The following is a 25,032-nucleotide window of genomic DNA, read 5'->3' on the forward strand; positions in this document are numbered from 1 at the left end:
TTACTTTGCGCGCTTCGACCACCGCACGTCTGGCGTGAAGGCAAAATCGGTGTCGAACGGATATTGTGGCTTGGATTTGTGCTTGCGCTCCAGCCGCTCCACGAACTGGTCCACCACGCCCGGCGACAAAGCCATCAGGCTGGGATTGGCGATGGGTCCGAGATCGGGCGACAGATAGCCTGACTTGACCACCACGATATCGGCCGTCCGCGGATCGAGCCCCAGCCGCGTGAAGTCCGCCATATTGTGAAACGGCCGCCGCCGCGCCGTCAGCACCAGGTCCACGCCGCCGATCCGCACCACCGCCTCGCGCAGCAGGCCATTGTCGGTTTCGAGCAGGAACACCACCTCGGCGTCCGCCCGCACCGGCTTGCTCGACGGATCAAGGCTCGCCCCGATGCTGAGCGAAACCACCTGGCCCACCCCTGCGGCATAGGCCGCCTCGGTCGCCGCCCGGTCGGCGATCCCGGCAAACACCACGCCCTGCGCCTTCCGCGCGATCAGTTCGGCCAGCACTTCGGCCCGGTCGCCCACGCCGCCACCGGTCGGATTATCCCCAGATTCTGCCAGCACCACCGGCCCAATCCCCGCCGCCATCGCCCAGCCAACGCAATCCTCGATGCTCCCGACCTTGGTGCCGAAAACAAACCCTTCGCGGATATCCCAATAATCCTGTGCCAGCCGCCGCGCCGCCTCCGCCATCGCCGCCTTGTTGGTGCCGGTGATGACGGCGCAGGCCGTGGCGCGCGGCTCGTCGGCCCACACATAGCCCACCTGGAACGAGGCATCCCAGATACCACCAGGGTCCTCCGCATCATGCAGCTGCGCATAAAAACTCCGCGCCGGTTCGTCCTGCGTCGAGGTCCGCTCCCCCGGCAACAGCACCGGCACCGGCGCCCAGGCCAGCACCGGACGCTGCCCGGTCCGCAGCGCCCGCACCAGCATGGTCACCGCCCGCCGCATGGTATCCGGCACGTCGATATGCGGCGCCGTGCGGTAGGTCGAAAAGATATCGAGATTGTCCACGATCCTCTGGCTGATATTGCCATGCAGGTCATAGCTCGCCGCGATCAGCACCTCCGGCCCCACCACGTCCCGCACGGCGGCGATGAAGTCGCCTTCGGCATCGAACAGGCCTTCGACGAACATCGCCCCATGCAGCGCCAGGTAGACCCCGTCGAGCGGCAGGGCCGCCCTGATCCCATCAAGGATTTCCGCCTTCCAGCGCGCATAAATGCCCCGCTCCACCGGCCCGCCGGCAATGGCGCGGGCATGCAGAATGGTGATGAACTCGGCCGGAAAATGCGTCAGGAAATCGAAATAGCCATCCTTGAGCATCGACGGCCCGCGCAGCACGCGGAAATCGGCCTCGCGGGCCAGCACGGGATTATAGGTGCTGCATTCGGTATGCAGCCCGGCAACGGCAATACGCATCAGAGCACTCCGGGAATTTCGGCTTCGGGATTGGCGGCGCGAGCAGGCTGTTTCGTCGCCAGCCTTCCGGTCAGCAGCAGGCTGACCAGCAGCACTGGCACCAGGCAGGCAATGCCCAGCCGCATGTCGAAATGTTCGGCCACGAAGCCGATCACCGGCGGCCCCACCAGAAAGCCCAGCAGCGCGACGAAGCTCAGGATCGCCACATTGGCCGAAGCCGTGCGGTCGGTCAGGCTTGCCGCCGCCGTCACCGCCAGCGGGAAACCCACCGATACCCCAAGCCCGATAATGGCAAAGCCGAACAGCGCCACCGGCGTATTGGGCGAGATGAACAGGATGGCCGCTCCGGCTACGGCCAGCGTGCCGCAGATGCGCGCCGTATTGACCGCGCCGAAGCGCTTCTTGAGGCTGTCGCCGCCGAACCGGCCCGCCGCCACCATCATGGCGAACACCGAATAGCCCAGCCCGACAATGCCGCTTTCGGCCCCCAGCGCGTCGCGCAGGAAAATCGCCGACCAGTCGGCCATGGCCCCCTCGGTCATGGTGATGCCGAAGACGAAAAAGCAGATGCCCAGCAACGCCCAGCTCGGCAGCGCCCAGACCGAACGCTGGTTCTCCTGCCGGGGCGCTTCCGGCGCGAATCCGGGCAGGGCGTTGGACACGACCAGCGCCACCGGCAGGACGACGATGGCCACCAGCACAATAGCCCATTTCGCCTCCAGCCCCAGCGCGGCCAGCCCCGAGCCGATCAGGCTGCCCACCATGATGCCGACCGACCAGAAGCCGTGCGAGGTAGTCATGATGACCGACCCCGTGGCCTTCTCCACCGCATCGGCCTGCACGTTGAGCCCCAGCTCGACAAAGGAAATGGTCGATCCCGCCAGCATCAGCGCCACGAACAGCATCGCCGGATTCATCGCGAAGGCCGGCAGGCTGGCGGCGATGGAATAGAGCACGAAGCCGAAGATGATCGCCATACGCGGCCCGATCCGACCCACCAGCGGCCCGGCAAAAGGCAGCGTCAGCAGCGTGCCGCAGGGCAGGCCGAGCAGCGCAATCGCCAGCCCCTGCGGCCCCAGCCCCAGCGCCTGCTGCACATCCGGAATCCGCGGCAGCCACGACCCGAAGGCAATCGGCTGCAGGAAGAACACCAGCATGGTCAGGCGTTGCGGGGAAAGCATATGTCGTTCTCGTTCACTGTAGGTTTTCGTCGGCAGCGGCCTGCCTTTGCCACTGTCCGCTCCTCATACACGGTGTCATCCCGGCCTTGAGCCGGGATCCATCCTGAGATGCGTGTCCTGCCGCAAGGTTCATGACCACCTTGCGGCTGTGGCCAGACCTCAGGATGGGCCCCGGCTCAAGGCCGGGGTGACACTGTGGTAGCGGGCCCATCGGCGCCAAACCCTACTGCCCCATTGGATAGGGCAGATATCCCGCAAACCCGGTCAGCTTCCACACCCCGCCCACCTTGCGGCAGAAATACAGCGTCTGCCAGTTCAGCACGTCCCTGCCGCCATCGCTCAGCCGGATCTCGCCATCGAACTTCTTGTGCGCGATGGCGATGTCGCCGTTGATCTCGATTTCGGTCAGGCTGGTGGCGCGGTGGATGCCCTCCAGCACGTCCTCGGCATAATCGAGCTTCCGGCTCTCCTGCGCCTGGCGGATCCAGTCGTCGCGATAGGCTTCCAGTGTCGGGAAGCTGATGCGCCAGTCGTCGGGATTGCCCGATTTCTGGCCATTGATGCCCAGGAAGCCCTCCCTGATGAAGTCGCCATCCACCATGCTCCAGTCGGCGGCGACGAAGGCGGCGATGTCGCGCTCCACCAGCATGGTCCAGATGGCGCTCCGGTCGGGATCGTCGGGGAAAGGGTTGGTGCTGCTCATGAAGCTCTCGCGGGTTCGCTCGGGCGGCAATCCGGTCGGCCGGCCCTGACCTATTTGTGTTCTAAATTTTCATTGGTGTCATCACCCTGAAAGCCGCCATGGGGGCCCAGATGAATACCAATTTGGACATGCTGCCCGTTTCCACGGCGCTTGTCCACACCGGAAAAATCACCGAACTCGATATAAACGCCCAGAAAAGCGGCAAAATGCTTTGGCTTTGAGCAAATTTTCGGGGTGGCTTAAATTGGTATTGAAAGTGTGACGGATTCGTGTTGACATTGGTTTCAGAACGATCCTAATCTTGAAAATCGTTTACAGAATACCACACCAATCCGGAAGAGATTGGCGGTCTGATAACAGGGACGGACAGCATGCGGGTAGGCATTATCGGCCTCGGATATCGTTTGGGCTATCTGGCGCGGATCTTCTCCGCTGCCCGCCCGGACTTTTCCGTTGCCGGCTATGTCGATCCCGCTCCGGCGGGCCTGCCCTATGCCGCCGAACACGGCATTTCCGTCGGCAAGCAGTATGACTCGCTCGAAGCCATGCTCGACAGCGAAAAGCTCGACCTGCTGATGGTCGGCTCGCCCAATCATCTCCATCTCGAGCACATCCGCATCGGCCTCGATCGCGGCATGAAGATTTTCACCGAGAAGCCGGTGGTGACCACGGTCGAGGAGACCATGGAACTGGCCAGGCTCATCGCGCAATACGGCTCCGACAACCTGATGGTCGGCCTGGTGCTGCGCTATGCCCCGCTCTATGTCGACCTGCGCAAGGCCCAGGCCGATGGCCTCTTGGGTGACATCACCTCCATTGAGGCTTCCGAGCATATCCCGCCCTATCACGGCGCCTTCTTCATGCGCGACTGGCGCCGCTACGAGCGCTATTCGGGCAGCTTCATGCTGGAAAAGTGCTGCCACGACCTCGATCTCTATAACGGGGTCATGGGCTGCCGCCCGCAATATGTCTCCAGCTTCGGCGGCCGTCGCACCTTCGTTCCGGCCAATGCGCCGGCCAATGTCGGCATCAACGACATGGAAGTCTACCATCGCAAGCCCAGCGGCTGGATGGGCAGCGACAAGGTCTTCGACAGCGACGGCGACATCATCGATTACCAGACTGCCATGGTGCAGTACGAAAACGGCGCCGCGCTGAGCTTCCACACCAATCTCAACGTCCCCGACGATTTCCGCCGCTTCGCCGTCATGGGCGCCAAGGGCATGGCCGAAGGCGACTTCATCCGCAATTTCCTGCGCGTCACCGACAGCCGCACCTCCGACCGTCTGGTCGACGCCACCTACAAGACCTCCGGCCTCAGTCAGCATTACGGTGCCGACGAGCAGATGGCCGAGGATATCCTCAAGCACATGATCGAAGGCGCCCCGCTCCCCGTATCGGTGACCGATGCGCTTGAAGCGGGCCTGCTGGCCCTCTGCATGGACCAGGCGATGCGAACCCGCTCCGTTATCGACATGACCCCGATCTGGCAGCAATTCGATGCTGCCCTCGGGCGAGCGAACTGAGGAGACCGACCATGACCGGCACCCGTAGCGCTTCGATCTTCGCTTTCGCCCTGCTGGCTCCGGCTCTGCTCTACATCATCGGCATCGTCGCCTATCCGCTGGTCGATACCATCAATCTCAGCTTCACCAATGCGGCCCTGCGCCCCACCTATGACTGGGTCGGCTGGGCCAATTACGACAAGATTTTCAAGGCCAATTTCTCCGAAGTCATTATCCGCACCGTGATCTGGACCTTCTTCTCGGTCTCCATAAAGATGATCATCGGCACCTGCGGCGCCGTGCTGCTCAATGCCGCCGTGCCCGGCCGCGCGCTGTTCCGCATCCTCACCATGCCGCCCTGGATCGTCCCCATGGCCATCGGCATCTTCATGTGGGGCTGGATGTATAATGGCCAGTTCGGCATGATTTCGGGCCTCTTGCAGAATTTCGGCATCGTCGACAAGCCGGTCGCCTGGCTCGCCTATGGCAATACCGCCTTCTGGGCCACCATCGTCACCGACGTCTGGATCGGAGTGCCGCTGGTCACCATCTACCTGCTGGCCGCCATGCAATCGATTCCGCGCGATCTCTACGAGGCCGCCTGGACCGATGGCGCCGGCCGCTTCTACCGCTTCCGCCGCATAACCCTGCCGATGATCGTGCCAGCCATGGTCACCATGTCCATGCTGAGCCTGATCGCCACCTTCAATTCCTTCGACATCATCTGGATTCTCACCCGCGGCGGCCCCTCCGGCTCGACCACGACCATGATCATCGACACCTACAAGACCGCCATCGGCTCCTACAAATACGGCGAAGGCGCCGCCCGCGCGGTGATGATCTGCCTGTTCCTGTCGGTGTTCTGCCTCGCCTACTTCCGCGTCGTCGGCAAGATCAACACGGGAGAACGCGCATGACCGTGCAGCCCCTCGATATCGCCACCGAAAAGACCGCCCATCCGGACGACGATGCCGCCCGCGCTCCCGTCGCCACCAAAAAGGCCAGGGCCGCCAAGGCCGTTCGTCCGATGATCGACCGCTATAAATGGTACGAATACGCCGCCATCTATGCCGGCATCGCGCTGTTCCTGTTCTTCGTGCTGGCGCCCTTCATCGAAGGCTTCATGGTCTCGCTGAAGCCGCTGTCGCGCCTGTTCTCCTCGCCCTACAGCTTCTGGCCTTCCGAGGGTTCGCTCACCGCCTATTTCACCATGTGGGAATCAGTGCCCGGCTTCTGGCGCTACATCGTCAACTCGCTGTTCATCTCCACCGCCGCCACCGTCATCGTGCTGATCATGGTGGTGCCGGCCGCCTATGCCTTCGCCCGCTTCCCGTTCCCCGGCCGTGGCCCGCTGCTGGCGGCGTTCCTGGCGGTCAACATGTTCTCGGGCGCCGTGCTGCTGATCCCGCTATTCCGCCTGATGCGCCAGCTTGGGCTGCTCAATACCTACTGGGCCATGATCGTGCCCGGCGCGGCTTTCCTCATCCCCTCGGCCATCTGGCTGCTGCGCACCTATATGATGCGCATCCCGCGCGAACTGGACGAGGCCGCCTGGGTCGATGGCGCCAGCCGCCTCTATACCTTGCGTCGCGTCATCCTGCCGATCGCCATGCCCGGCATCGCGGTTGTCGCCATCACCACCTTCATTGGAGCCTATGCGCAGCAGTTCATCTTTGCGCTGACCTTCAACTCCAAGACCGAGTTCATGCCCCTGCCCATCGGCCTCTTCGCCTATTTCGGCCGCCAGGAAGTGGTGTGGAACGAGCTCATGGCCGCCAGCTTCGTCGGCATCGCGCCAGTGCTCGTGCTGATCGTCTTTCTACAACGATATCTGGTTGCGGGCCTCACGGCCGGCGCCGTCAAGACTTAGGCCGCGGCCGGAAACAGGGACTTAGGTTTCCGGAAAACAACGTGGTCCGAGATTCTTGCCCGCAAGGGCGGGAAAGCCACTCGCCCCTCGGGGCAGTAAGCAAGGGAAGGTAACAAAAATGACTAAAAGCAGGATTCTGGGTGGTGCGGTTGTCGCGCTGCTGGCTTCGACGGCCTATGCCGCCGCGCAGGACCAGGTGATCTCGTTCGTCGAATGCGGCGATACGCCCAGCCCCGTCCACGTCTCCACCATCGAGGCCTGGGAAGCCGCCAATCCCGGTTTCGACGTTCAGGTCGAAGTCGTGGGCTGGGGCCAGTGCCAGGACAAGGTGACCACGCTCGCCGTCGCCGGTACCCCCGTGGGCCTGGCCTATATCGGTTCGCGCGCCCTCAAGCAGCTCGCCTCCAACGATCTCATCGTCGACATGCCGATGACCGATGAGGAAAAGGCCGCTTACTATCCCTACGTCGCCGATACCGTAACCTTCGACGGCACCCAGTGGGGCCGCCCGGTCGCGTTCTCGACCAAGGCCCTCTACTGGAACAAGGACCTGTTCGCCGCTGCCGGCCTCGATCCCGAAGTTCCGCCCGCCACCTGGGCTGACGAGATCGCCGCCGCCAAGGCCATCGAGGAAAACACCGATGCCGACGGCTTCGGCGTTGTCGCCAAGACCTTCGACAACACCATGCACCAGTTCCTCCATTGGGTTTACACCAATGACGGCCTGGTAATCGACGCCGACAACAACATCGTGCTCGACAGCCCGCAGAACCTCGAAGCCATCACGGCCCTGCGCGACATCACCGCCTATGCCGAAGAAGGCCCGACCGCCTACGAGCAGAACGAAGTGCGCGCCATCTTCCTCGATGGCAAGCTCGGCATGATCCATGCCGCTTCCGGCACGCTGAACCTGCTGGCCGACTCGCCGTTCAAGTGGGGCGTCGCCCAGCTGCCGGTCGGCCCGTCCGCCAAGGGTCCCGGCACGCTGCTGATCACCGACTCGATGGCCGTGTTCAAGGGCACCGGCTATGAGGACAAGGCCGTCGACCTGGCCAAGTTCCTCACCAACCCGGAAAACCAGTCGGCCTATGAAGCCGAACAGGGCCTGACCCCGCTCCGTCCGGGCCCGGCCGTCGATGCCATCATCGCCGCCGATCCGAACTGGCAGCCCTTCTTCGACGGTATCGCCTTCGGTGGTCCCGAGCCGCTGCTGACCGACTATCTCGGCCTGCAGAACGTGATGATCGAGCTGGTCCAGTCCGTCGTGACCGGCCAGGCCGAGCCGGCCGCTGCCCTCACCAAGGCCGCTGCCGATCTCGAGCAGTATAAGTAGAAGTCCTCCTGCCGCCGCCGTCCTTCGGGATGGCGGCGGCATCCCCATTGCCTGCCCGCGGGATCAGCCCCGCCGACCGGAGCCTGCCAAATGTCCCAGCTCAGCCTCAAGCGCGTGGAAAAATCCTTCAACGAAGCCCATATCATCAAGGGCATCGATCTCGAGGTTTCCGAGGGCGAGTTCGTGGTCTTCGTCGGCCCCTCCGGCTGCGGCAAGTCCACGCTGCTGCGCATGATTGCCGGCCTCGAAGAGGTCAGCTCGGGCGAGATCGAGATATCAGGCAAGGTCGTCAACGACCTGCCGCCCGTACAACGCGGCATCGCCATGGTGTTCCAGAGCTACGCGCTTTATCCGCATATGACGGTCTACGAAAACATCGCCTTCCCGCTGCGCGTCGAGCGCCTGCCCCAGGCCGAGGTCGACCAGCGCGTCGGCGCTGCCGCCAAGGTGCTGCAGCTCGAATCCCGCCTGCAGCAGCGCCCCGGCACCCTCAGCGGCGGCCAGCGCCAGCGCGTCGCCATCGGCCGCGCCATCGTGCGCCAGCCCAAGATTTTCCTGTTCGACGAGCCCCTGTCCAACCTCGATGCCGCGCTCCGCTCCGAAATGCGGATCGAACTGATGGAACTGCACAAGCGCCTTGGCTCCACCATGATCTATGTTACCCACGACCAGGTCGAAGCCATGACCATGGCGGACAAGATCGTGGTGCTCGACGCGGGCGTCATCTCCCAGGTGGGTTCCCCGCTCGAACTGTACCACAAGCCCGACAATATCTTCGTCGCCGGCTTCATCGGCTCGCCCAAGATGAATTTCATCAACGGCACCGTGACCACGGCCGACGGCACCACCGCCACCATCGACATGGGCGCGCTCGGCAGCATCAGCCTGCCGCGCCAGTCGCGCGCTATCGCCGGCCAGTCGGTCACCGTGGGCATCCGCCCCGAGCATCTGCATCTGGGCGAGGGCGAGGTCACCTTCACGGTGACGCCCAATATCGTCGAAGAACTCGGCATCCACACCGTCACCTATTCGACGCTGCCCGGCGGTGAGAATTTCGTCGGCCTGTTCGAAGGCGACCCGGATGTGCCCGAGGGCAAGGCGCTCGATGTCAGCTTCGCGCTGGATCAGGTCCACCTCTTTGACCAGGCGGGTCTGGCAGTTTACTGACCAGCATCGCCGCCGGGGAGGGGAAACCATGCTGGACATTGTCGGCCTGCTGCAGACCGAGAAGAACGAGTTTACCCGCTCCGAACGCGCCCTGACCGAAATCGTCCTCGCCGATGTCGATAGCGTGCTCAAGATGAGTATCGTCGATCTGGCCGCCCAGGCCGAAGTGTCGCCGCCCACGGTGACCCGCTTCTGCCGGCGCCTGGGCTGCGACAGCTACGCCGATTTCAAGGTGCGGCTGGCCCAGTCGCGCTTTGTCGGCCAGCGCTATTTCGCCCCGGCTGCCGGCCCCTCCAGCGTACGCGAAATCGCCCAGGGCGTGGTCAACGGCATCCAGTCGACCATCTACGAAACCTTCGACCATCTCGATTTCGACGCTGTCGAGCGTGCCGCCGAAACCATCGTCAAGGCCAGCTTTGTGTTGTCCTTCGGCTCGGGCGGCTCCTCCTCCATGGTCGCCACCGAAACCGAAATGCGCCTGTTCCGCCTCGGCCTCAAGATCGCCTCCTCCACCGATCATCAGGTGCAGATGATGCGCGCCGCCGCCTCGCCGCCGGGCACCGCCATCGTCGCCTTCTCGCTCTCGGGCAACAATCTGCCGCTGGTCAAGGCCATGGGGGTGGCCGGCGAATATGGCCATACCCGCGTCGTCATCACCCGCTCCAATTCCCCCATGGCCGAGCAGGCCGATATCCTGCTGCCCATCGACCGGCGCGACAATCCCGACATATTGCGCCCCACGCCCGGCCGCTACGCCTTGCTCGCGGCGGTGGACATCCTGGCCCAGACCGTCGCCACGCGCCTCGGCTCCCCCGCCGTCGCCAGCATGCGCCGCATCAAGCACCAGCTCGTCGTCAACCGCGACGGCGACGACGCCCAGCCCCTGGGGGATTAGCTCACCGCGGTTTCAGTCATCGATCCCTCCCCCTTGAGGGGAGGGATCGAGGGAGGGGTCCGTCAATGGGCCATCAAACGCCCCCCACCCCCGCCCCTCCCCTCAAGGGGGAGGGGAGCCCAACATCCAGCAAGAGTTTCCCCATGACCACATCCTTTTCCCTCGTCACCACCTGGACTCCCGCCAAAAATGGCGAGCCGCTCGGCTACGGCATCGAGCTGACCAATACCGGCGATACCGCCGTCAGCAATTTCCAGCTCGGTTTTTCCGGCCCGGCCCGCATCGATCCCCATGCCACGCTGGAAAACGGCAAGCTGCTCAAGCGCCTCTCCAACCACACGCTGATCGCCCCGCCCGACGGCTTCGTGCTTGAACCCGGCCAGACCTGGAAATCCACCGCTCGCGGCCTGTCCTATGGCCTGCGCCACTGGAGCGACGGCGCCAATACCGGCTATGTCGCGCTGGCCGACGGCACCATCGTTACCCTGGCCACCGCGCCCACCCAGGCCAAGGGCCACAATTCACCTTTGCTCAAGGGCGCGGCCAAATTCCCCGTGCCGGCCAAGGCGCCGGTGCCGGTCTCCATCATCCCATGGCCGAAATCGGTGGCCACCACTGGCGCCCGCACCGCCCCTCCGGGCCTCGACCTGCAGCCGGTCGGTGATGACGCCGGCAAGGCCGCCGCCGCCTTTGCCGGCCTCGTGGCCGATCTCTTCCCGGTCGAAGGCATCGTTCGCCCGGCCTCCGAAGCCGGCCTGCCGGTCATTGTCCGCCATCGCGCCGGTCTCGGCGCCGAAGCCTATGAAGTCCTCTTTGCCGGCGATGCCGTGACCGTGGAAGCCAGCACCCGCCAGGGCATGTTTTACGGGCTCGTCACCCTCGGGCAGATCCTGCGCGGGGCCAAGCAATATCCGCAGACCTTCCTCTTCCCCACCGGCGGCGCCATCACCGACGAGCCCGGCTTTACCTATCGCGGCTGCCATCTCGACGTGGCCCGCCAGTTCTATTCCGGCGCCGAAGTCGCTCGCCTCATCAAGCTGATGGCCTGGAACAAGCTGAACAAGTTCCACTGGCACCTCTCCGAAGACGAGGCCTGGCGCGTCGAAATCGATGCCTATCCGGCGCTCACCGAAATCGGCGCCTGGCGCGGCCATGGCAAGGCCCTTCCGCCGCTGCTCGGCTCCGGCCCGCATCCCACCGGCGGCTACTATTCCAAGCCGGTGATCCGCGAGATCGTCGCCCTGGCCGATAGCCTCGCGGTGGCCGTCATCCCCGAAATCGACATGCCGGGGCATTTCTACGCGGCTTTGCAGGCATTGCCCGAATTGCGCGATCCCGCCGAGACGGGCGAGTACCAGTCGGTGCAGGGTTTCCCCAATAATAGCCTCAACCCGGCCCATGAGCCGGTCTACCAATTCGTCGAAACCGTCATCGACGAAATGCTCGAGCTGTTCCCCGCTGGCGTTTTCCACCTCGGCGCCGACGAAGTGCCGCTGGCCGCCTGGTCGGGCTCCCCGCTCGCCCTCGACATGATCGAAAAGCTCGGCGGCCCCGACATGCGCCGCAAGCACGAAAAGCAGTTCAACCAGCTCGGCAACCATGGCGGCGCCGACGAGATCGAGGGCTCGCCCACCGCGCTGATCCAGGCTGCCTTCATCCGCCGCGTGCACGAGATCATCAAGAAGAAGGGCGCCATCACCGGCGGCTGGGAAGAAGCCGCCCATGGCGATGCCGTCGACAAGGACAAGGCCTTCGTCATCGGCTGGCGCAATGTCGAGATCAACGCCGAACTGGCCGAGCGCGGCTACGACATCGTCGTTTCCCCCGGCCAGCGCTATTATCTCGACATGGCCAATGGCGTCGCCTGGGCCGAGCCCGGCGCCGGCTGGGCCGGCTGGTCCGGCCCGCAGGAAACCTACGAATTCGAAAGCCGCGCTGGCATGTCCGACAAGGGCCTCCAGCACCTGCTCGGCATCCAGGCCTGCATCTGGAGCGAGAGCATGACCGACCGCGCCATCTTCGACCGCCTGGTCTTCCCCCGCCTCTCCGCCATCGCCGAATCCGCCTGGACCCTCCCCGAACGCAAGAGCTGGCCGCGGTTCAAGGCCTTGGTGGGGACCATGCCCATCATGTACGGGCATTGGGCGGTGGACTGACACTCAGCCACCCGCGCCCACCGCCGATCGCTACACTCACCGCGCGTCACCCTCGGGCGAAGACCCGAGGGCCCTGCACTTGCCGACGGCGCTGCAAGTATAGTGCCCTCGGGTATTCGCCCGACGATGACGGCTGGCGGGTTGGGTGCCATCACGCCTCGACGACCGGTGCGACATTCCCCAACCCTCCCCCATACTGTACTCTCCCCCAAATCAACGTGTTTGGGGGAACACATGACCGGCTACAGCGGCAAGGTCTGCATCATCACCGGCGGCGCCTCCGGCCTGGGCCGCGCCCTCGGCACCCGCCTCGCCGTAGCCGGCGCCACGGTCCTCCTGGCCGATATCGATGAAGCGGCCCTCGCCGACGCGGCCTCCGGCACGATCGAGACCATGCGCGTCGATGTCACCGATCCCGCCGCCGTCGCCGCCCTGGTCGAGGCCGCGCTGACCCGCTTCGGCCGCATCGACTATTTCTTCAACAATGCCGGCACGGCGGTCATCGGCGAAATCCGCGACCTCACGCTGGCGCAATGGCGGGGCGTCATCGAGGTGAACCTGTTCGGGGAAATTCACGGCATTCACGCCGTCTATCCCGTCATGATCCGCCAGGGCTTCGGCCATATCGTCAACACCGCCTCCGGCTTCGGCATGGCGCCCGGCCCGCTCAATTCACCCTATGTCGCGGCCAAGTTCGGCATTTTCGGCCTGTCTCATGCGCTGGCCGCCGAGGCTAGGCAATTCGGCGTCGACGTCAGCATCATCTGTCCCGGCTATATCGACACGCCCATGGTCGCCTCATCCCAGCCGGTCAATGCCGATGCCGCCGCCATGCGGGCGCAATTGCCGAAACTGGTGCCGGTCGACAAGGCCGTCGACATCGTGCTGGCCGGCGTGGCGCGCAAGAAGCGCATCATCGCCTTCCCCGGTTATGTGGGCGTGCTGGCCTTCCTGCACCGCTTCATGCCGCCCCTGTTCGACCGCTTCGCCGATCGCCAGGTCAGGGCCTTCCGCGCCATCCGCCGCGCGCCCGAAAGCGCCTGACGGATTCACGCGTTCAAAACGTCGATGCCAACAGTCTGTTAGCGTATTCGGGCACCTGCTAACGCGCCCACGGGTCGTCCACCATCGGCCAGATATCCCGCCGCGCCTTGCGATAGGGCGTGGTCGCGGGCGTGTTCGGATAGGGCTTCCCGGCCGAACAATAGACGATCTCCGAGGCGATTTTGGAGAACGAGTCATAGAAGTGGTTGGTCGATTTGATCAGCAGGATTTTCCGCGCTGTCGGCTCTATCCCCATCACCGCAAACAGGCTCGGATCAAAACTCTGCGCCCGCGTCGAATTGAGGATCACGTCGATCCCGTCAAAGCTGATCCAGGCCGCATCGCCGAAGGGCGCAAAGCTCTCACCGAACCGCATTTCCGCATTGCGCACCAGGCGTTTGACCGTCACGCGCCGGTCGATCGGACTGCCCGTATTGGGCGCCGATTTGGCCCCGAAGCGCAGCGGAATTTCCGCCCCTTCTCCGGCCGCGAAACAAATCTGTACGGCGATCGGATCCCAGATCGTGCCCACCGCCACGTCCTTTATCCCCCGCGCCATCAGCTCTGCCAGAATGACCGTGGCATCGCCCGCCGTACCGCCGCCGGGATTGTCCCATACATCGGCGATCACCACCGGCCCGCGCGGCGCCGCCACGGCGGCGTCCACCGCGACCGTCTCGTCCACCTGGCTCACCATGAAGGTGCCGCGCATGGCAAAGAGTTCCCGCCCCAGTTTTTCCGCCAAAGCGTCGCCCGCCAACTTATCCCCGTCGGTCACCGCAATGACCCTGGTGCCCATTTCCGGCACATCCCCCGCCATGAAGCCGTGAATGACCGACAGGCTCAGCAGCCCCGGCTCGGATTTTTCGAGTCTATACAGCTTGTCCACGAAGCCGCGCATCGGCTGCTTGCTGGTGGGAAACACGTCGATCATCCGGCAATCGAACACGCTCATGACCGGGGTGATCTCCCCCTTCAGCGCCCGCACCGCGATGGCCCACAGGTCCCGCGCCCGATCGACAAAGTCGATATGGGGAAACTCCTTGAAAACAACGAAGAAATTCGCGGCCGCGACCCGTTTCGCCGTCAGATGGCTATGCGGGTCGAGTTCGGCGCAGATCAGCACATCGGGCCCGACAATGTCCCGCATCCGGCTCAGCAGATCCCCTTCGGGGTCGTCATAGCCCTGTGCCACCATGGCGCCATGCAGCCCCAGCACCACGCCATCCACCGGCATGGCGGTCTGTAATTGCTCAAGAATTTCATCGCGCAATGCCTCATAGGTCGCCTGCGCCACCAGCCCCGCCGGGTCCGCCCAGCTGGCGCTACCCTCGATCAGCTCCCACCCCTCGCGGGCGCAGACCTCACGCCCCACGGTGATAGGCGCGGTACACAGGGTTGGGGTCGCCGGGTGCTCGCCGGGCTTCGCATGGAGCGAGGCTTCGAAGGCACGTTTGTCGATCGCGATGGGCGAAAACGTGTTGGTTTCGGTGGCCAGGGCGGCGGTGAAGACGCGCACGGTGCAACTCGCAGGAAAACAGCAGGAAACGGACCGGCATGCTGGACGCTGCCGCCAGGCACGCTAGCATAGGCCATGCCGGGCAATCACGTAAGAAATTTACATTGTTGGCCACAAATTGCGGGAGAAATCGCCGGTTTCTCCCGATAGAATGCAGAATTACGAAATTGGCTTTCAGAATAGACCAAGGAGTGCTGCCATGCCCATCAAGCGTTACGGAGCGGAAAAATCCGGCGCCGGCGGCCAGAACCTGCCCTTCGCCCGCGCCGTCGAAGCCGGCGGCTGGCTCTTCGTCTCCGGCCAGGTGGCGATGAAGGATGGCGAGATCGTTGGCGCCGGCATCATCGAGCAGACCCACCTGACGATCCGCAACGTCATCGCCATCCTCGAAGAGGCTGGCTACGGCCTCGAACATGTGGTGCGCTGCGGCGTCTGGCTCGACGATCCCCGCGATTTCTGGAGCTTCAACGCTGTTTATAAAAGCTATTTCGGCGAGCACCCGCCGGCCCGCGCCGCGGTGCAGAGCCACATGATGGTCGACTGCAAGGTCGAGATCGACTGCGTGGCGTATAAGGGGCCGTAACAGGCATAGTGTACGTGGCCCCACCCCACCCTTGATCCTTCCCCATCCAGGGGAGGGAGTCGACTGACGGTTCAGCGAGGCTCGATCAGGCTTCCCTCCCCTTGTGGGAGGGAGTGAGGGTGGGGGTAGGGAAGCCGGAGGATTACGAAATGACCGAGCCAAACTCCCCCTTCCGCCTCGACGGCAAGACCGTCCTCATCTCCGGCGCCGGCGGCGGCATCGGCCAGTCGCTGGTCAAGACCTTCCGCGAGGCCGGGGCCAGCGTCATCGGTGCCGACCGCGAAGCCGCCATGCTGGATGGTCTCGATCTCGCCGGCACCGTCCTCTTCGATCAGGCCGACCCCAAAGCCACCCGCGCAGCCATCACGGCCTGGCTTGCCACCCACGGCGCCCCCGATGCCGTCGTCTCCAATGCCGGCTTCACCCGCGCCGAACATTTCGGCCAGGTCGATGACGATGTCTGGGCCTCAGAACTATCAATCAACCTCAACGGCGCCTACGCCATGACCGACCCGATCGTCGCTGCCATGGCCGCGCGGGGCAGGGGGAGCCTGGTCTTCATCTCCTCGGTCAATGCCCTGGCCCATTTCGGCAATCCGGCCTATTCCGCCGCCAAGGCTGGGCTCATCGCCTATGCCAAGGCCATAGCCGTGGAGCGCGGCGCCGCGGGCGTGCGGGCCAATGTCATCTGCCCCGGCTCGGTGCGCACCCCGGCCTGGGACCATCGCCTCGCGGCCGATCCGACCCTGCTCGACAATGTTCTCCCCCATTACCCTTTGGGGCGTATGGTATTGCCATCAGAGGTCGCGAATGCGGCGGTATTCTACTGTTCCGACGCGGCTTCTGGGATTACCGGCACGGTGCTGCCGGTCGATGCCGGCCTCACCGCCGGTAACCTGCGTTTCGTCGATGAGGTATTGCGAGGCAAATGACCGACATTTTCGAACTCGACACCCCCGCCGTGCTGATCGATCTCGACCGCGTCGAGGCCAATCTCGGCCGTGCGCAGGGTTATGCCGATACCCACGGCCTGAAACTGCGCCCGCATATCAAGACCCACAAGCTGCCGCGCTTTGCCCGCCGCGCCATGGAACTGGGTGCGGTGGGCATTACCGTGCAGAAGCTGGGCGAGGCGGAAGTCTTCGCCGATGCCGGCATCAGCGAGATTTTCCTGCCCTATAATATCATCGGCCCCGCCAAGCTGGCGCGCCTCAAGGCGCTGGCGGCCCGCGTCCACATCACGGTCACCGCGGACAGCCCCGAAACCGTCGATGGCCTGTCGCGCACCTTTGCCGGTTCCGCCACGCCGCTCACGGTGCTGGTCGAATGTGACACCGGCATGGGCCGCTGCGGCGTGCAGACGCCGACCGCCGCGCTGGCTTTGGCCGAGAAGATCGCCAATTCCCCCGGCCTGCGCTTCGGCGGCTTGATGACCTATCCCGCCGCCGGCCAAGTGGAAGCCAATGCCGCCTGGCTCGCCGCCGCCAGGCTGCTGCTGACCACCGCCGGCCTGCCACCACCGGTGGTGTCCAATGGTGGCACACCCGACCTGTGGCGTGCCCACGAGGTCACATCGGCCACCGAGCACCGGCCGGGCACCTATATCTATATGGACCGTTTCCAAGTCGCCAAAGGCGTCGGCACGTTCGACGACTGCGCCCTCACCGTGCTGGCAACCGTCGTCAGCCGACCCACCGAGACCCGCGCCATCATCGATGCCGGCTCCAAGGCCCTGACCAGCGACACGCTGGGCATGACCGGCTTCGGGCTGATCGAGGCCTATCCCGAGGCGGTTATCACCGGCCTCAGCGAGGAGCATGGCACCATCGACCTCTCCGCCTGTGCCGACAAGCCACGGATCGGCGACAAGCTCCGCATCATCCCCAACCACGCCTGCGTGGTGTCCAACCTGTTCGACCGGGTGACGCTGATTTCGCGGGGCAGGGTGGTCGAGACGGTGGACGTGGCGGCGCGGGGCAGGGTGGACTGAGGGGTGACGCCCGGTGGGTGAGGCGCGCGCCGTGGTCGAATCCAATACCACTTTATAACCACTTGCTCCATTTATAATACCTATCGCGACCAATCTCATACTTTCGTCGTAGCCTAAAACCGCTTTTGCCAAAGCCACTTAGCCGCCGCCGAAGTCGCGTCCAGCGCCACTTTCACACAGCCCATCAAAATTCGCGCTGGCTGCAAGTGGTCTTCTTGACTCTCTCCCGCAAACGATTTCACCATGTGGGATCGGTCCCACAAGAGACCGCAGGGGAGTTGAGGACGGCATGGCGACCATCGATGATGTGTCGAAACGAGCGGGCGTATCCCGGTCGACCGTGTCCCGGGTCGTGGCCGACAATGGCTATGTCTCGGACGAAAAACGCCGCGCCATCCAGAAGGCCATAGCCGAGCTCGGCTACCGCCCCAATACCCTGGCCCAGGCCCTGCGTTCCAACCGCTCCAACATGATCGGCGCGGTGGTCGTCGATGTGGGCACACCCTATTTCGCCAACATGGTCTATGGCCTGCAGCGCGCCACCCGCAAGGCCGGCAAGGCGCTGATGGTCTCCTCCGGCTATGCCGACCAGGACGAGGAAGCCCGCGCCATTATCGAGCTGGTCGACCGCTCCTGCGACGGCATCCTGCTCTATCTGGAACGTCCCCTGCGCGCCGACGTGGTCGAGATCATCCGCGCCGCGCATATCCCGGTGGTAATGATCGGCCGCATGGGCTGCGAGGTGGCACGCGGCTCGGTGCAGCTCGACAATTTCGGCGGCGCTCGCGACGCGGTCGGCTTCCTGCTCGAACAGGGCCATCGCCGCATCGTTCATCTGTCCGGCCAGGCCGATTTCGGCGATACCGCCGCCCGCCTGGAGGGCATTGGCGCCGCGCTGGCCGCCCACGGCATGGACATGGCCGATATCAAGGTCGTCAACGGCGAGTTCAGCCAGGAATTCGGCTATTCGGCCACCATGGCTCTGCTCGACGAGGGGCATGACTTCACCGCCATCTTTGCCGGTGATGACGACATGGCGGCGGGCGTGCTGCTAGCCTTGCGCCATGCCGGCAAGTCGGTGCCACAGGACGTATCGGTCATCGGCTTCGACGACGCCTTTCACGCGCGCCACCTATGGCCGCCGCTCACCACCATCAGGCAGCCGGTCGACGAAATCGGCGAGACGGCGGCAAACCTGCTGCTCAAGCTCCTGGGCGAGCCCGGCTCGGCCATGCTGCAGAACACGATCGGGACTTCGCTTGTCGTGCGCGACAGCGTCGGTCCGGCAAGCCATTAGCGAAAGGAGGCAGGCAGGAGGGACATCGCGCGCTGGTCGGTGAAGGAGACGCCGGCATGAGGACGCGACGCGATCAGCTTGGCAACGGCGCCGCCGAGGCCATACAGGGACATTATGGGATCGATCTCACATGGGAGTGTGGGCGACCCGCCAAAGGAGGAGAAGACCTTGCATAAGATCGGATTATTGACCGTGCTGGCCGGCGCCTTGCTGACTACCAGCGCCATCGTGCCGGCCGTCGGGCAGGAAGAGGTGATCTTGCGCCTCTTGCCCTATCACACCGATGCCATGGTGGAGAATTTCAACCCCAACAATCCCACCGGCCCGCAGCAGCGCACGCGCGACTTCACTTATGAGCCGCTGTGGATCGAAAATGTCTGGAATCCCGATGCGGACGTACCGGGCCTGGCAATGTCCTATGAGATTGCCGAGGATCTCAAGAGCGTCACCTGGAAGTTGCGCCCCGACACCAAGTGGAGCGACGGCGAGGATTTCAACGCCGACGACGTGGTTTTCACCTTCGACTACGCCAAGGCGCATCCCGACTATCCGATGGGCATCGACGTCTATAGCGAGGAAACCGGCACCGGCAATGTGGTCAGCGCCGAAAAAATCGATGACCTGACGGTGCGTTTCAACCTGCATGAGCCGGACTCGCTGGCGCGCTACGGCCAGGGCCAGATTTACCCGCTGCCCGAGCATATCTGGAGCAGCGTCGACGATCCCAAGAACTTCGCCAACACCACGCCCGTCGCCACCGGCCCGTGGACCGAAGTGCGCAACTTCTCGCGCAGCGGCTACGAGGTCTGCCGCAACGAGCTGAGCCACTACAATGCCGACAACAAGATCGACTGCCTGAGCTTCCCGCAGATGAACGGCAACGAGCAGACCGTCGCGGCGCTCTCGGCCGGCGACCTGGACTGGCTGGGTGACGGCCTCACCGATCCCGACATCACCTTCCTGCCGCAGTCCGAATTCAACAATTACTGGCTGCCGGCCGGTTCGGACGTGAACCTGCAGCTCAACACCACCAAGGCGCCATTCGACAATCTCGAATTCCGCAAGGCCATGTCGGTCGCCATCGACCGCGATACGCTGGTGGATATCTCCACCTTCGGGCTGACCACGCATACGCGCTTCCCCATCGGCACCGGCGAGATGTTCAACACCTGGTATGACGAAGCCGCGCTCCAGCCCTATGAATGGCTGATGCAGTATACGCCGGAAAAGGCCATCGAGCTGCTCGATGCCGCCGGCTTCGTCGACAAGGATGGCGACGGCTGGCGCGACAATCTTGACGGCTCGCCGATCTCCTTCGGCATCTCAATGCCTTCGGGCTGGACTGACTGGGTCAATACCGGCCAGACCGTCGCGGAAAACCTGCAGGATGTCGGCATCAATGCCAGCCTCAAGACCATGGATGAAGGTGCCTGGTTCGATGGCGTGCCACAGGGCAATTTCGACGTCTATGTGATGTGGACCAATGGCGGCGCCACCCCGTTCAGCCAGTACCAGCCCATGTTCAACCCGCGCCTGATGGTGCCCGGCCAGATCGACTTCCAGGCCATGCACCAGTTGGTGATCCCTGGGATCGAGGAGGCATTGGACAAGTTCCGCAGCACCTCCGATCGTGACGCGCAGCTCGCCGATATCGGCGAAGTCCACAAGCTGGTGGCCGAGAACGTGCCCGTCATCTCGCTGTTCGCCAACCCGACCTGGTACGAATATTCCACCCGCCACTTCACCGGCTGGGTGACCGAGGACGATCCGCGCTATCGCCCGCAGGTGCATGACGGCACCCGCGAGCGCGTGCTGCACGCCCTGAGCCTGCAGCCAGTCGAGTAACCTCCCGCGAAGACCGGCGGACCGGGCCACTCGGCCCGCCGGCACTGCTTCTCTGATCGTGGCGAGTTCTCGCCACGTCCGCCGGACGGCACCTCCCCCTTGACGGGGGAGGTTGGGGAGGGGGTCTTGGGAGCCACGATGTATCGTGGCCAACCGCCCCCCACCCTTGATCCCTCCCCGCAAGGGGGAGGGTGTCGACTGGGAAATGCTGCCCAAGGAAAAGGAGACCAGATGATATTCCTGCTCCGCCGTCTCGCCTTCTACATCGGTGCCTTCTTCCTGGCGGTCACCTTCAATTTCTTCATCCCGCGGCTGATGCCCGGCGATCCGTCGGCGCGCATCATCGCCTCCTTCCAGGGCCGGCTCAACGAGTCCCAGGTCGAGGCGATCCGCAAGTCGTATGGCTTTACCGGCTCGCTCTGGGAGCAATACGTCACCTATGTCGGCTCGATCATGCGGCTCGATTTCGGCATCTCGACCGTGCAGTTTCCCGAGCCGACCGCCTCGCTGCTGTTCTATGCGGCCACCTGGACGCTGGTCCTGGTCGGCCTGGCCATCTTCTTCGCCTTCACCATCGGCAGCTTCATGGGCATCCACGCCGCCTGGCATCGCGGCGGCTTTTTCGACAGCTTCTTCACGCCCATCAACGTGATGCTCAACGCCTTCACCCCGGCCATCGTGGCCTTGCTGCTATTTTATGCCTTCTCGCTGCAATTGCAGTGGTTTCCACTGGGGCGGGCGCATAGCACCTCGATCATGCCCAGCTTCAGCTTCGAGTTCATCGGCAACGTGCTCTACCACGCCACCTTGCCGGTGCTGTCCATCTTCCTTGTCAGTTTCGGCGGCTGGCACCTGGGCATGCGCAACGTCATGATCAACCTGCTCAACGAGGATTTCGTCATCCTCGCCAAGGCCAAGGGATTGTCCGACCGGCGCGTGCGCTACCGCTATGTCGCCCGCAACGCCATCCTGCCGCAGATCACCGCCTTGGCCCTCTCCATCGGCTTCCTGCTCGGTGGCGCGCTGGTGACCGAGCAGGTGTTCAACTATCCGGGCCTGGGCAAGTTCACCTTCACCGCCATTGGCTCCAGGGACTATTCCTTCATTCAGGGCCAGTTGCTGCTGCTCACCGCCTCGGTGCTGGTGGCCAACCTGCTCTCCGACATCGCCAATGTCATCCTCGATCCACGCCTGCGAACCTGAGGAGAGGTGCGACAGATGAGCGAAATTGTCCAAACACCCGGCCTGTCCCGCCCCTTGCGCGCTGAAAACGCCGCCGAGGTCCTGCGCCCGCCCAGCCAGGCCGAACTCATGGCCGAACTCGGTCTCAAGTCGCGCCCCGGCTGGACCAGCCGCCTGCCGCCGGGCCTTGCCGCCTTTGTCACCAATGGCAAGGGCATGGTCGGCGTCATCATCCTGCTGGCGCTGATCCTGACCGCATTGTTCGCGCCGCTGCTCACCAGCTACGATCCCAACCGCCGCGCCGGCAAACCCCATGTCCAGCCGGGCTATGAGCATGTGCTGGGCACCACCCGCATGGGCAAGGACGCCTTCACCCAACTGGTCTATGGCGGCCGCGTCAGCCTCACTGTCGGCATCGGTGCGGGTCTTGCCGCGGCCATGATCGGCCTGGCGCTCGGCATTTCGGCCGGCTATTTCGGCGGCCGCACCGACGATATCATCACCTTCTTCGTCAATGTGGTGCTGGTCCTGCCGGGCCTGCCCCTCATCATCGTCATCGCCACCATGGTCGAAACCGCCGGACCACCTGTCATCGGCCTCGTGCTGGCGCTGACCGGATGGGGCTGGGCCGCCCGAACCATCAGAACGCAGACGCTGGCTTTGCGCGCCCGCGAATTCGTGCTGGCGGCCGAGCTGATGGGCGAGAAGAAGTGGCGCATCATCCTCATCGAGATCTTCCCCAATATGCTCAGCTTCGTCATGGGCGGTTTCGTGCTCGGCACCATCGCTGCCATCCTGGCCGAAGCGGCGCTCGAATTCATCGGCCTGGGCGATCCCAATTCGGTCACCTGGGGCACCATGCTCTATTGGGCACAAAAGAACCTCGCGCTGCAGAGCGGCGCCTGGTGGGAAATCTGGCCGCCCTGCATCGCCATCATGCTGACCGGCGCGGCCCTCGTCCTGATCAACTTCGCGGTCGACGAAATCACCAATCCCCAGCTCAAGGCCAGCCGCAAGATCGGCAGGATCAAGCGTTTCCTCAGCCGCCGCGGGAGGAGCGCCGATGTCTTCTGATCGCGCTTTGCTGGAGGTCCGCAACCTCACCGTCGACTATGTGGGGGACAATTCCATTGCCCGCGCCGTCAACGGCATCGACTTCGATATCCGCGAGGGCGAAGCCTTCGGGCTGGCCGGTGAAAGCGGCTGCGGCAAGAGTACCGTCGCCTTCGCGCTGGCCCGGCTGACCCGCCTGCCGGGCTTGGTCTCGGGCGGCTCGGTGCGCTTCGGCGGCGAAGAGGTCCTGCAGTTCGAAAAGGCCCGCCTCAAGGCCTACCGCTGGCGCGAGGTGAGCTTCGTCTTCCAGTCGGCCATGAACGCGCTCAATCCGGTCATTCCCGTGTCCGAGCAGATTATGGATGTCATCGAAACCCACAATCCCGAACTGGGCGAGAAGGGTGCCCGCGCCCGCGCGGTGGAAATGTTCGAGTTGGTCGGCATTCCGCCGCAGCGGCTCGATGATTTCCCCCATCAATTCTCCGGCGGCATGCGCCAGCGCATCTGCATCGCCATCGCCCTGGCGCTCAATCCGCGCCTCATCATCATGGACGAGCCGACCACCGCGCTCGACGTGGTGGTGCAGCGCGACATTATCGAGCAGATTGTCGAGCTGAAATCCCGGCTCGGCTTTTCGGTGCTGTTCATCACCCATGACCTGGGCCTGATGATCGAATTCTGCGACCGCATCGGCGTCATGTATTCCGGCGAACTGGTGGAAGTGGCCCCGGCAAGTTCCATCCTCACCAACCCCCAGCACCCCTATACCCGCGCGCTGGGCAGCAGCTTCCCGCCGCTATCAGGCCCGCGCCAGCGGCTCGAAGGCATTGCCGGCTCCCCGCCCGATCTGCGGGCTTTGCCGCAAGGCTGCCGCTTCTCGCCGCGCTGCCCCCACGCCATGGCCGTCTGCACCCAAACCGCGCCCGAACTGCGCTTCTACCCCGAGCATGAAAGCGAGGCGGCATGTCACTTGCTGAACTGAATCTTTCTGACCTCTCCCTTCGGGGGAGAGGTCGGCGCGTAGCGCCGGGTGAGGGGGCCTTCCTCCGCACCGTACCAGGAAAAGGCCCCCTCACCCGCCTTGCTTGGCAAGTCGACCTCTCCCCCAAGGGAGAGGTGGGAGATTCACATGTCACTCGCTGAACTGGAAGGCACCGGCGTCACCGCCACATCGGGCCGCACCGTCATCGAGATGGATGCCGTCGACAAGGACTTCGTCCTTGGCGGCACCTTCTTCAACCAGACCGTTTTGCGGGCGCTGTCCGGCGTGTCGCTCAAGCTGGTCAGCGGCCGCGCCCTGGCGCTGGTGGGCGAATCCGGCTCCGGCAAATCCACCTGCGCCCGCATGCTGGCCCGCGTCTACCAGCCCACCCGTGGCACCATCACCTTCGCGGGCGAGGACGTCACCAAATTCTCCGGCCGGCGCCTGGCCCAATACCGCTCCGACGTGCAGATGGTGTTCCAGGACCCCTTCGGTTCGCTCAACCCCACCCAGACCATCGGCTACCATCTCGAACGACCTCTGCGTCTGCATCGCGCCGACCTTTCGGGTAAGGCGGTGCAGGCCGAAATGCTGGCTCTGCTCGATCGTGTCGGCCTCCGCCCCGCGGCCGACTATCTCAAGCGCCGCCCCCATGAACTGTCCGGCGGCCAGCGCCAGCGCGTCGCCATCGCCCGCGCTTTGTCGGTGCAGCCGGTAGTGCTGCTGGCCGACGAGCCGACCTCGATGCTCGATGTCTCCGTGCGGCTGGGCATCCTCAACCTGCTCGAAGACATGAAGGTGCAGCGCCAGCTTGCCGCGCTCTACATCACCCACGACATCGCCACCGCCCGCTACTTTGCCGAGGATACCGCCGTGCTCTATGCCGGCCATCTGGTGGAGCAGGGGCCGAGCGAGGAAATCACCGAGCGGCCGCAGCACCCCTATACGCAATTGCTGATCGAAGCGGTGCCCAACCCGGCGCGCAAGATTTCGACCACCCGCACCCGCCGGGCGGTGGATATCCCCCTCTGGACCGCGCAAAGCAAGGGCTGCCCCTTCGTCTCCCGCTGCCCCCGCGTCACGGCGATCTGCAAGGAGGTCATGCCCGCGCCAACGGCGGTGGGGCCGACGCATATGGTGCGGTGCCATCATATCTAGGGTTCGACAGTGGGTGAGCCCCAAACGCGATCGTCATCCTCGGGCTTGTATCGACGAAATCTGATTAAGATGTCCCGGGAGGCGGTCGCACCCGCGCTCCCGGGCAGACATCGACCGTCCTCGGGCAGGCCTTAT

21 protein-coding genes are annotated in these 25,032 nt (G+C 64.3%); 17 read left to right on the forward strand and 4 right to left on the reverse strand.

The genetic code is table 11. The features are described from left to right. The 3 genes from ASD80_RS08585 to ASD80_RS08595 all read right to left on the reverse strand — a co-directional run bounded on the left by ASD80_RS08585 (position 1) and on the right by ASD80_RS08595 (position 3,318). A complete protein-coding gene (locus tag ASD80_RS08585) occupies positions 1-1,434 on the reverse strand; it encodes a M81 family metallopeptidase (protein ID WP_056231462.1) in 1,434 nt (477 codons plus the stop codon). After that, positions 1,434-2,615, reverse strand: coding sequence for an MFS transporter (locus tag ASD80_RS08590; RefSeq protein WP_082555154.1), 1,182 nt, complete (start codon positions 2,613-2,615; stop codon positions 1,434-1,436). The genes ASD80_RS08585 and ASD80_RS08590 overlap by 1 nt, the downstream gene beginning before the upstream one ends. A 223-nt stretch (positions 2,616-2,838) precedes the next feature. Beyond that, positions 2,839-3,318 (reverse strand): hypothetical protein, encoded by a 480-nt coding sequence (locus tag ASD80_RS08595; RefSeq protein WP_056231467.1) that lies wholly within the window; start codon positions 3,316-3,318, stop codon positions 2,839-2,841. A gap of 371 nt (positions 3,319-3,689) precedes the next feature. On the opposite strand from ASD80_RS08595, the gene ASD80_RS08600 reads away from it, so the two are divergent. From ASD80_RS08600 to ASD80_RS08635, 8 genes are all read left to right on the forward strand, one after another. Beyond that, complete coding sequence (locus tag ASD80_RS08600) at positions 3,690-4,844, forward strand: Gfo/Idh/MocA family protein (protein ID WP_056231470.1); 1,155 nt, start codon at positions 3,690-3,692, stop codon at positions 4,842-4,844. A gap of 11 nt (positions 4,845-4,855) precedes the next feature. Next, positions 4,856-5,740 carry a carbohydrate ABC transporter permease gene (locus ASD80_RS08605; RefSeq protein ID WP_056231473.1) on the forward strand — a complete coding sequence of 295 codons (885 nt, stop codon included), beginning with the start codon at positions 4,856-4,858 and terminating at the stop codon, positions 5,738-5,740. Between the two features lie 110 nt (positions 5,741-5,850). After that, a complete protein-coding gene (locus ASD80_RS08610) occupies positions 5,851-6,693 on the forward strand; it encodes a carbohydrate ABC transporter permease (RefSeq protein WP_056231526.1) in 843 nt (280 codons plus the stop codon). Between the two features lie 118 nt (positions 6,694-6,811). Then, positions 6,812-8,026, forward strand: coding sequence for an ABC transporter substrate-binding protein (locus ASD80_RS08615; protein WP_056231475.1), 1,215 nt, complete (start codon positions 6,812-6,814; stop codon positions 8,024-8,026). A 90-nt stretch (positions 8,027-8,116) separates the two neighbouring features. Next, positions 8,117-9,193, forward strand: coding sequence for an ABC transporter ATP-binding protein (locus ASD80_RS08620; protein ID WP_056231478.1), 1,077 nt, complete (start codon positions 8,117-8,119; stop codon positions 9,191-9,193). 28 nt (positions 9,194-9,221) lie between these two features. After that, on the forward strand, positions 9,222-10,088 hold the full coding sequence (locus ASD80_RS08625; protein WP_056231481.1) for a MurR/RpiR family transcriptional regulator: 867 nt from the start codon (positions 9,222-9,224) through the stop codon (positions 10,086-10,088). A gap of 143 nt (positions 10,089-10,231) precedes the next feature. After that, on the forward strand, positions 10,232-12,244 hold the full coding sequence (locus tag ASD80_RS08630) for a beta-N-acetylhexosaminidase (RefSeq protein WP_056231483.1): 2,013 nt from the start codon (positions 10,232-10,234) through the stop codon (positions 12,242-12,244). 234 nt (positions 12,245-12,478) lie between these two features. Continuing rightward, positions 12,479-13,288: an SDR family NAD(P)-dependent oxidoreductase gene (locus ASD80_RS08635; protein ID WP_056231485.1), complete on the forward strand. Its 810-nt coding sequence runs from the start codon at positions 12,479-12,481 to the stop codon at positions 13,286-13,288. Between the two features lie 58 nt (positions 13,289-13,346). Here the strand turns inward: ASD80_RS08635 and ASD80_RS08640 are convergent, their stop codons facing one another. Beyond that, entirely contained in the window at positions 13,347-14,807 is a 1,461-nt protein-coding gene (locus ASD80_RS08640; RefSeq protein ID WP_056231497.1) for a M81 family metallopeptidase, read from the reverse strand. A gap of 199 nt (positions 14,808-15,006) precedes the next feature. Between ASD80_RS08640 and ASD80_RS08645 the strand changes: the two genes are divergently transcribed. The 9 genes from ASD80_RS08645 (at position 15,007) to ASD80_RS08685 (ending at position 24,897) form a co-directional block, all read left to right on the forward strand. Further along, on the forward strand, positions 15,007-15,390 hold the full coding sequence (locus ASD80_RS08645; protein ID WP_056231500.1) for a RidA family protein: 384 nt from the start codon (positions 15,007-15,009) through the stop codon (positions 15,388-15,390). 149 nt (positions 15,391-15,539) lie between these two features. Continuing rightward, on the forward strand, positions 15,540-16,322 hold the full coding sequence (locus tag ASD80_RS08650) for an SDR family oxidoreductase (protein ID WP_056231503.1): 783 nt from the start codon (positions 15,540-15,542) through the stop codon (positions 16,320-16,322). Then, entirely contained in the window at positions 16,319-17,380 is a 1,062-nt protein-coding gene (locus tag ASD80_RS08655) for a D-TA family PLP-dependent enzyme (RefSeq protein WP_056231506.1), read from the forward strand. Before ASD80_RS08650 ends, ASD80_RS08655 begins: the two co-directional genes overlap by 4 nt. A gap of 289 nt (positions 17,381-17,669) precedes the next feature. Next, positions 17,670-18,677: a LacI family DNA-binding transcriptional regulator gene (locus tag ASD80_RS08660; protein ID WP_056231509.1), complete on the forward strand. Its 1,008-nt coding sequence runs from the start codon at positions 17,670-17,672 to the stop codon at positions 18,675-18,677. 168 nt (positions 18,678-18,845) lie between these two features. Further along, on the forward strand, positions 18,846-20,522 hold the full coding sequence (locus ASD80_RS08665; RefSeq protein ID WP_162247335.1) for an ABC transporter substrate-binding protein: 1,677 nt from the start codon (positions 18,846-18,848) through the stop codon (positions 20,520-20,522). A 231-nt stretch (positions 20,523-20,753) separates the two neighbouring features. Further along, positions 20,754-21,725, forward strand: a complete 972-nt coding sequence (locus ASD80_RS08670; RefSeq protein ID WP_056231513.1) for an ABC transporter permease — start codon at positions 20,754-20,756, stop codon at positions 21,723-21,725. A 108-nt stretch (positions 21,726-21,833) separates the two neighbouring features. After that, complete coding sequence (locus tag ASD80_RS08675) at positions 21,834-22,778, forward strand: ABC transporter permease (RefSeq protein ID WP_082555156.1); 945 nt, start codon at positions 21,834-21,836, stop codon at positions 22,776-22,778. Beyond that, positions 22,768-23,739: an ABC transporter ATP-binding protein gene (locus ASD80_RS08680; protein ID WP_056231516.1), complete on the forward strand. Its 972-nt coding sequence runs from the start codon at positions 22,768-22,770 to the stop codon at positions 23,737-23,739. Before ASD80_RS08675 ends, ASD80_RS08680 begins: the two co-directional genes overlap by 11 nt. Before the next feature lie 147 nt (positions 23,740-23,886). After that, on the forward strand, positions 23,887-24,897 hold the full coding sequence (locus ASD80_RS08685; protein WP_056231520.1) for an ABC transporter ATP-binding protein: 1,011 nt from the start codon (positions 23,887-23,889) through the stop codon (positions 24,895-24,897). Positions 24,898-25,032 lie beyond the last annotated feature (135 nt).

The sequence above is a fragment of the Devosia sp. Root635 genome, assembly GCF_001427605.1.
In the GTDB taxonomy this organism is placed as follows: Bacteria; Pseudomonadota; Alphaproteobacteria; order Rhizobiales; family Devosiaceae; genus Devosia.

Bases quoted from the DNA above. Each gene is read 5' to 3' on its own strand.
- ASD80_RS08585 (WP_056231462.1), bottom strand. From the start codon at position 1,434: ATGCGTATTGCCGTTGCCGGGCTGCATACCGAATGCAGCACCTATAAT.
- ASD80_RS08590 (WP_082555154.1), bottom strand. From the start codon at position 2,615: ATGCTTTCCCCGCAACGCCTGACCATGCTGGTGTTCTTCCTGCAGCCG.
- ASD80_RS08595 (WP_056231467.1), bottom strand. From the start codon at position 3,318: ATGAGCAGCACCAACCCTTTCCCCGACGATCCCGACCGGAGCGCCATC.
- ASD80_RS08600 (WP_056231470.1), top strand. From the start codon at position 3,690: ATGCGGGTAGGCATTATCGGCCTCGGATATCGTTTGGGCTATCTGGCG.
- ASD80_RS08605 (WP_056231473.1), top strand. From the start codon at position 4,856: ATGACCGGCACCCGTAGCGCTTCGATCTTCGCTTTCGCCCTGCTGGCT.
- ASD80_RS08610 (WP_056231526.1), top strand. From the start codon at position 5,851: ATGATCGACCGCTATAAATGGTACGAATACGCCGCCATCTATGCCGGC.
- ASD80_RS08615 (WP_056231475.1), top strand. From the start codon at position 6,812: ATGACTAAAAGCAGGATTCTGGGTGGTGCGGTTGTCGCGCTGCTGGCT.
- ASD80_RS08620 (WP_056231478.1), top strand. From the start codon at position 8,117: ATGTCCCAGCTCAGCCTCAAGCGCGTGGAAAAATCCTTCAACGAAGCC.
- ASD80_RS08625 (WP_056231481.1), top strand. From the start codon at position 9,222: ATGCTGGACATTGTCGGCCTGCTGCAGACCGAGAAGAACGAGTTTACC.
- ASD80_RS08630 (WP_056231483.1), top strand. From the start codon at position 10,232: ATGACCACATCCTTTTCCCTCGTCACCACCTGGACTCCCGCCAAAAAT.
- ASD80_RS08635 (WP_056231485.1), top strand. From the start codon at position 12,479: ATGACCGGCTACAGCGGCAAGGTCTGCATCATCACCGGCGGCGCCTCC.
- ASD80_RS08645 (WP_056231500.1), top strand. From the start codon at position 15,007: ATGCCCATCAAGCGTTACGGAGCGGAAAAATCCGGCGCCGGCGGCCAG.
- ASD80_RS08650 (WP_056231503.1), top strand. From the start codon at position 15,540: ATGACCGAGCCAAACTCCCCCTTCCGCCTCGACGGCAAGACCGTCCTC.
- ASD80_RS08655 (WP_056231506.1), top strand. From the start codon at position 16,319: ATGACCGACATTTTCGAACTCGACACCCCCGCCGTGCTGATCGATCTC.
- ASD80_RS08660 (WP_056231509.1), top strand. From the start codon at position 17,670: ATGGCGACCATCGATGATGTGTCGAAACGAGCGGGCGTATCCCGGTCG.
- ASD80_RS08670 (WP_056231513.1), top strand. From the start codon at position 20,754: ATGATATTCCTGCTCCGCCGTCTCGCCTTCTACATCGGTGCCTTCTTC.
- ASD80_RS08675 (WP_082555156.1), top strand. From the start codon at position 21,834: ATGGCCGAACTCGGTCTCAAGTCGCGCCCCGGCTGGACCAGCCGCCTG.
- ASD80_RS08680 (WP_056231516.1), top strand. From the start codon at position 22,768: ATGTCTTCTGATCGCGCTTTGCTGGAGGTCCGCAACCTCACCGTCGAC.
- ASD80_RS08685 (WP_056231520.1), top strand. From the start codon at position 23,887: ATGTCACTCGCTGAACTGGAAGGCACCGGCGTCACCGCCACATCGGGC.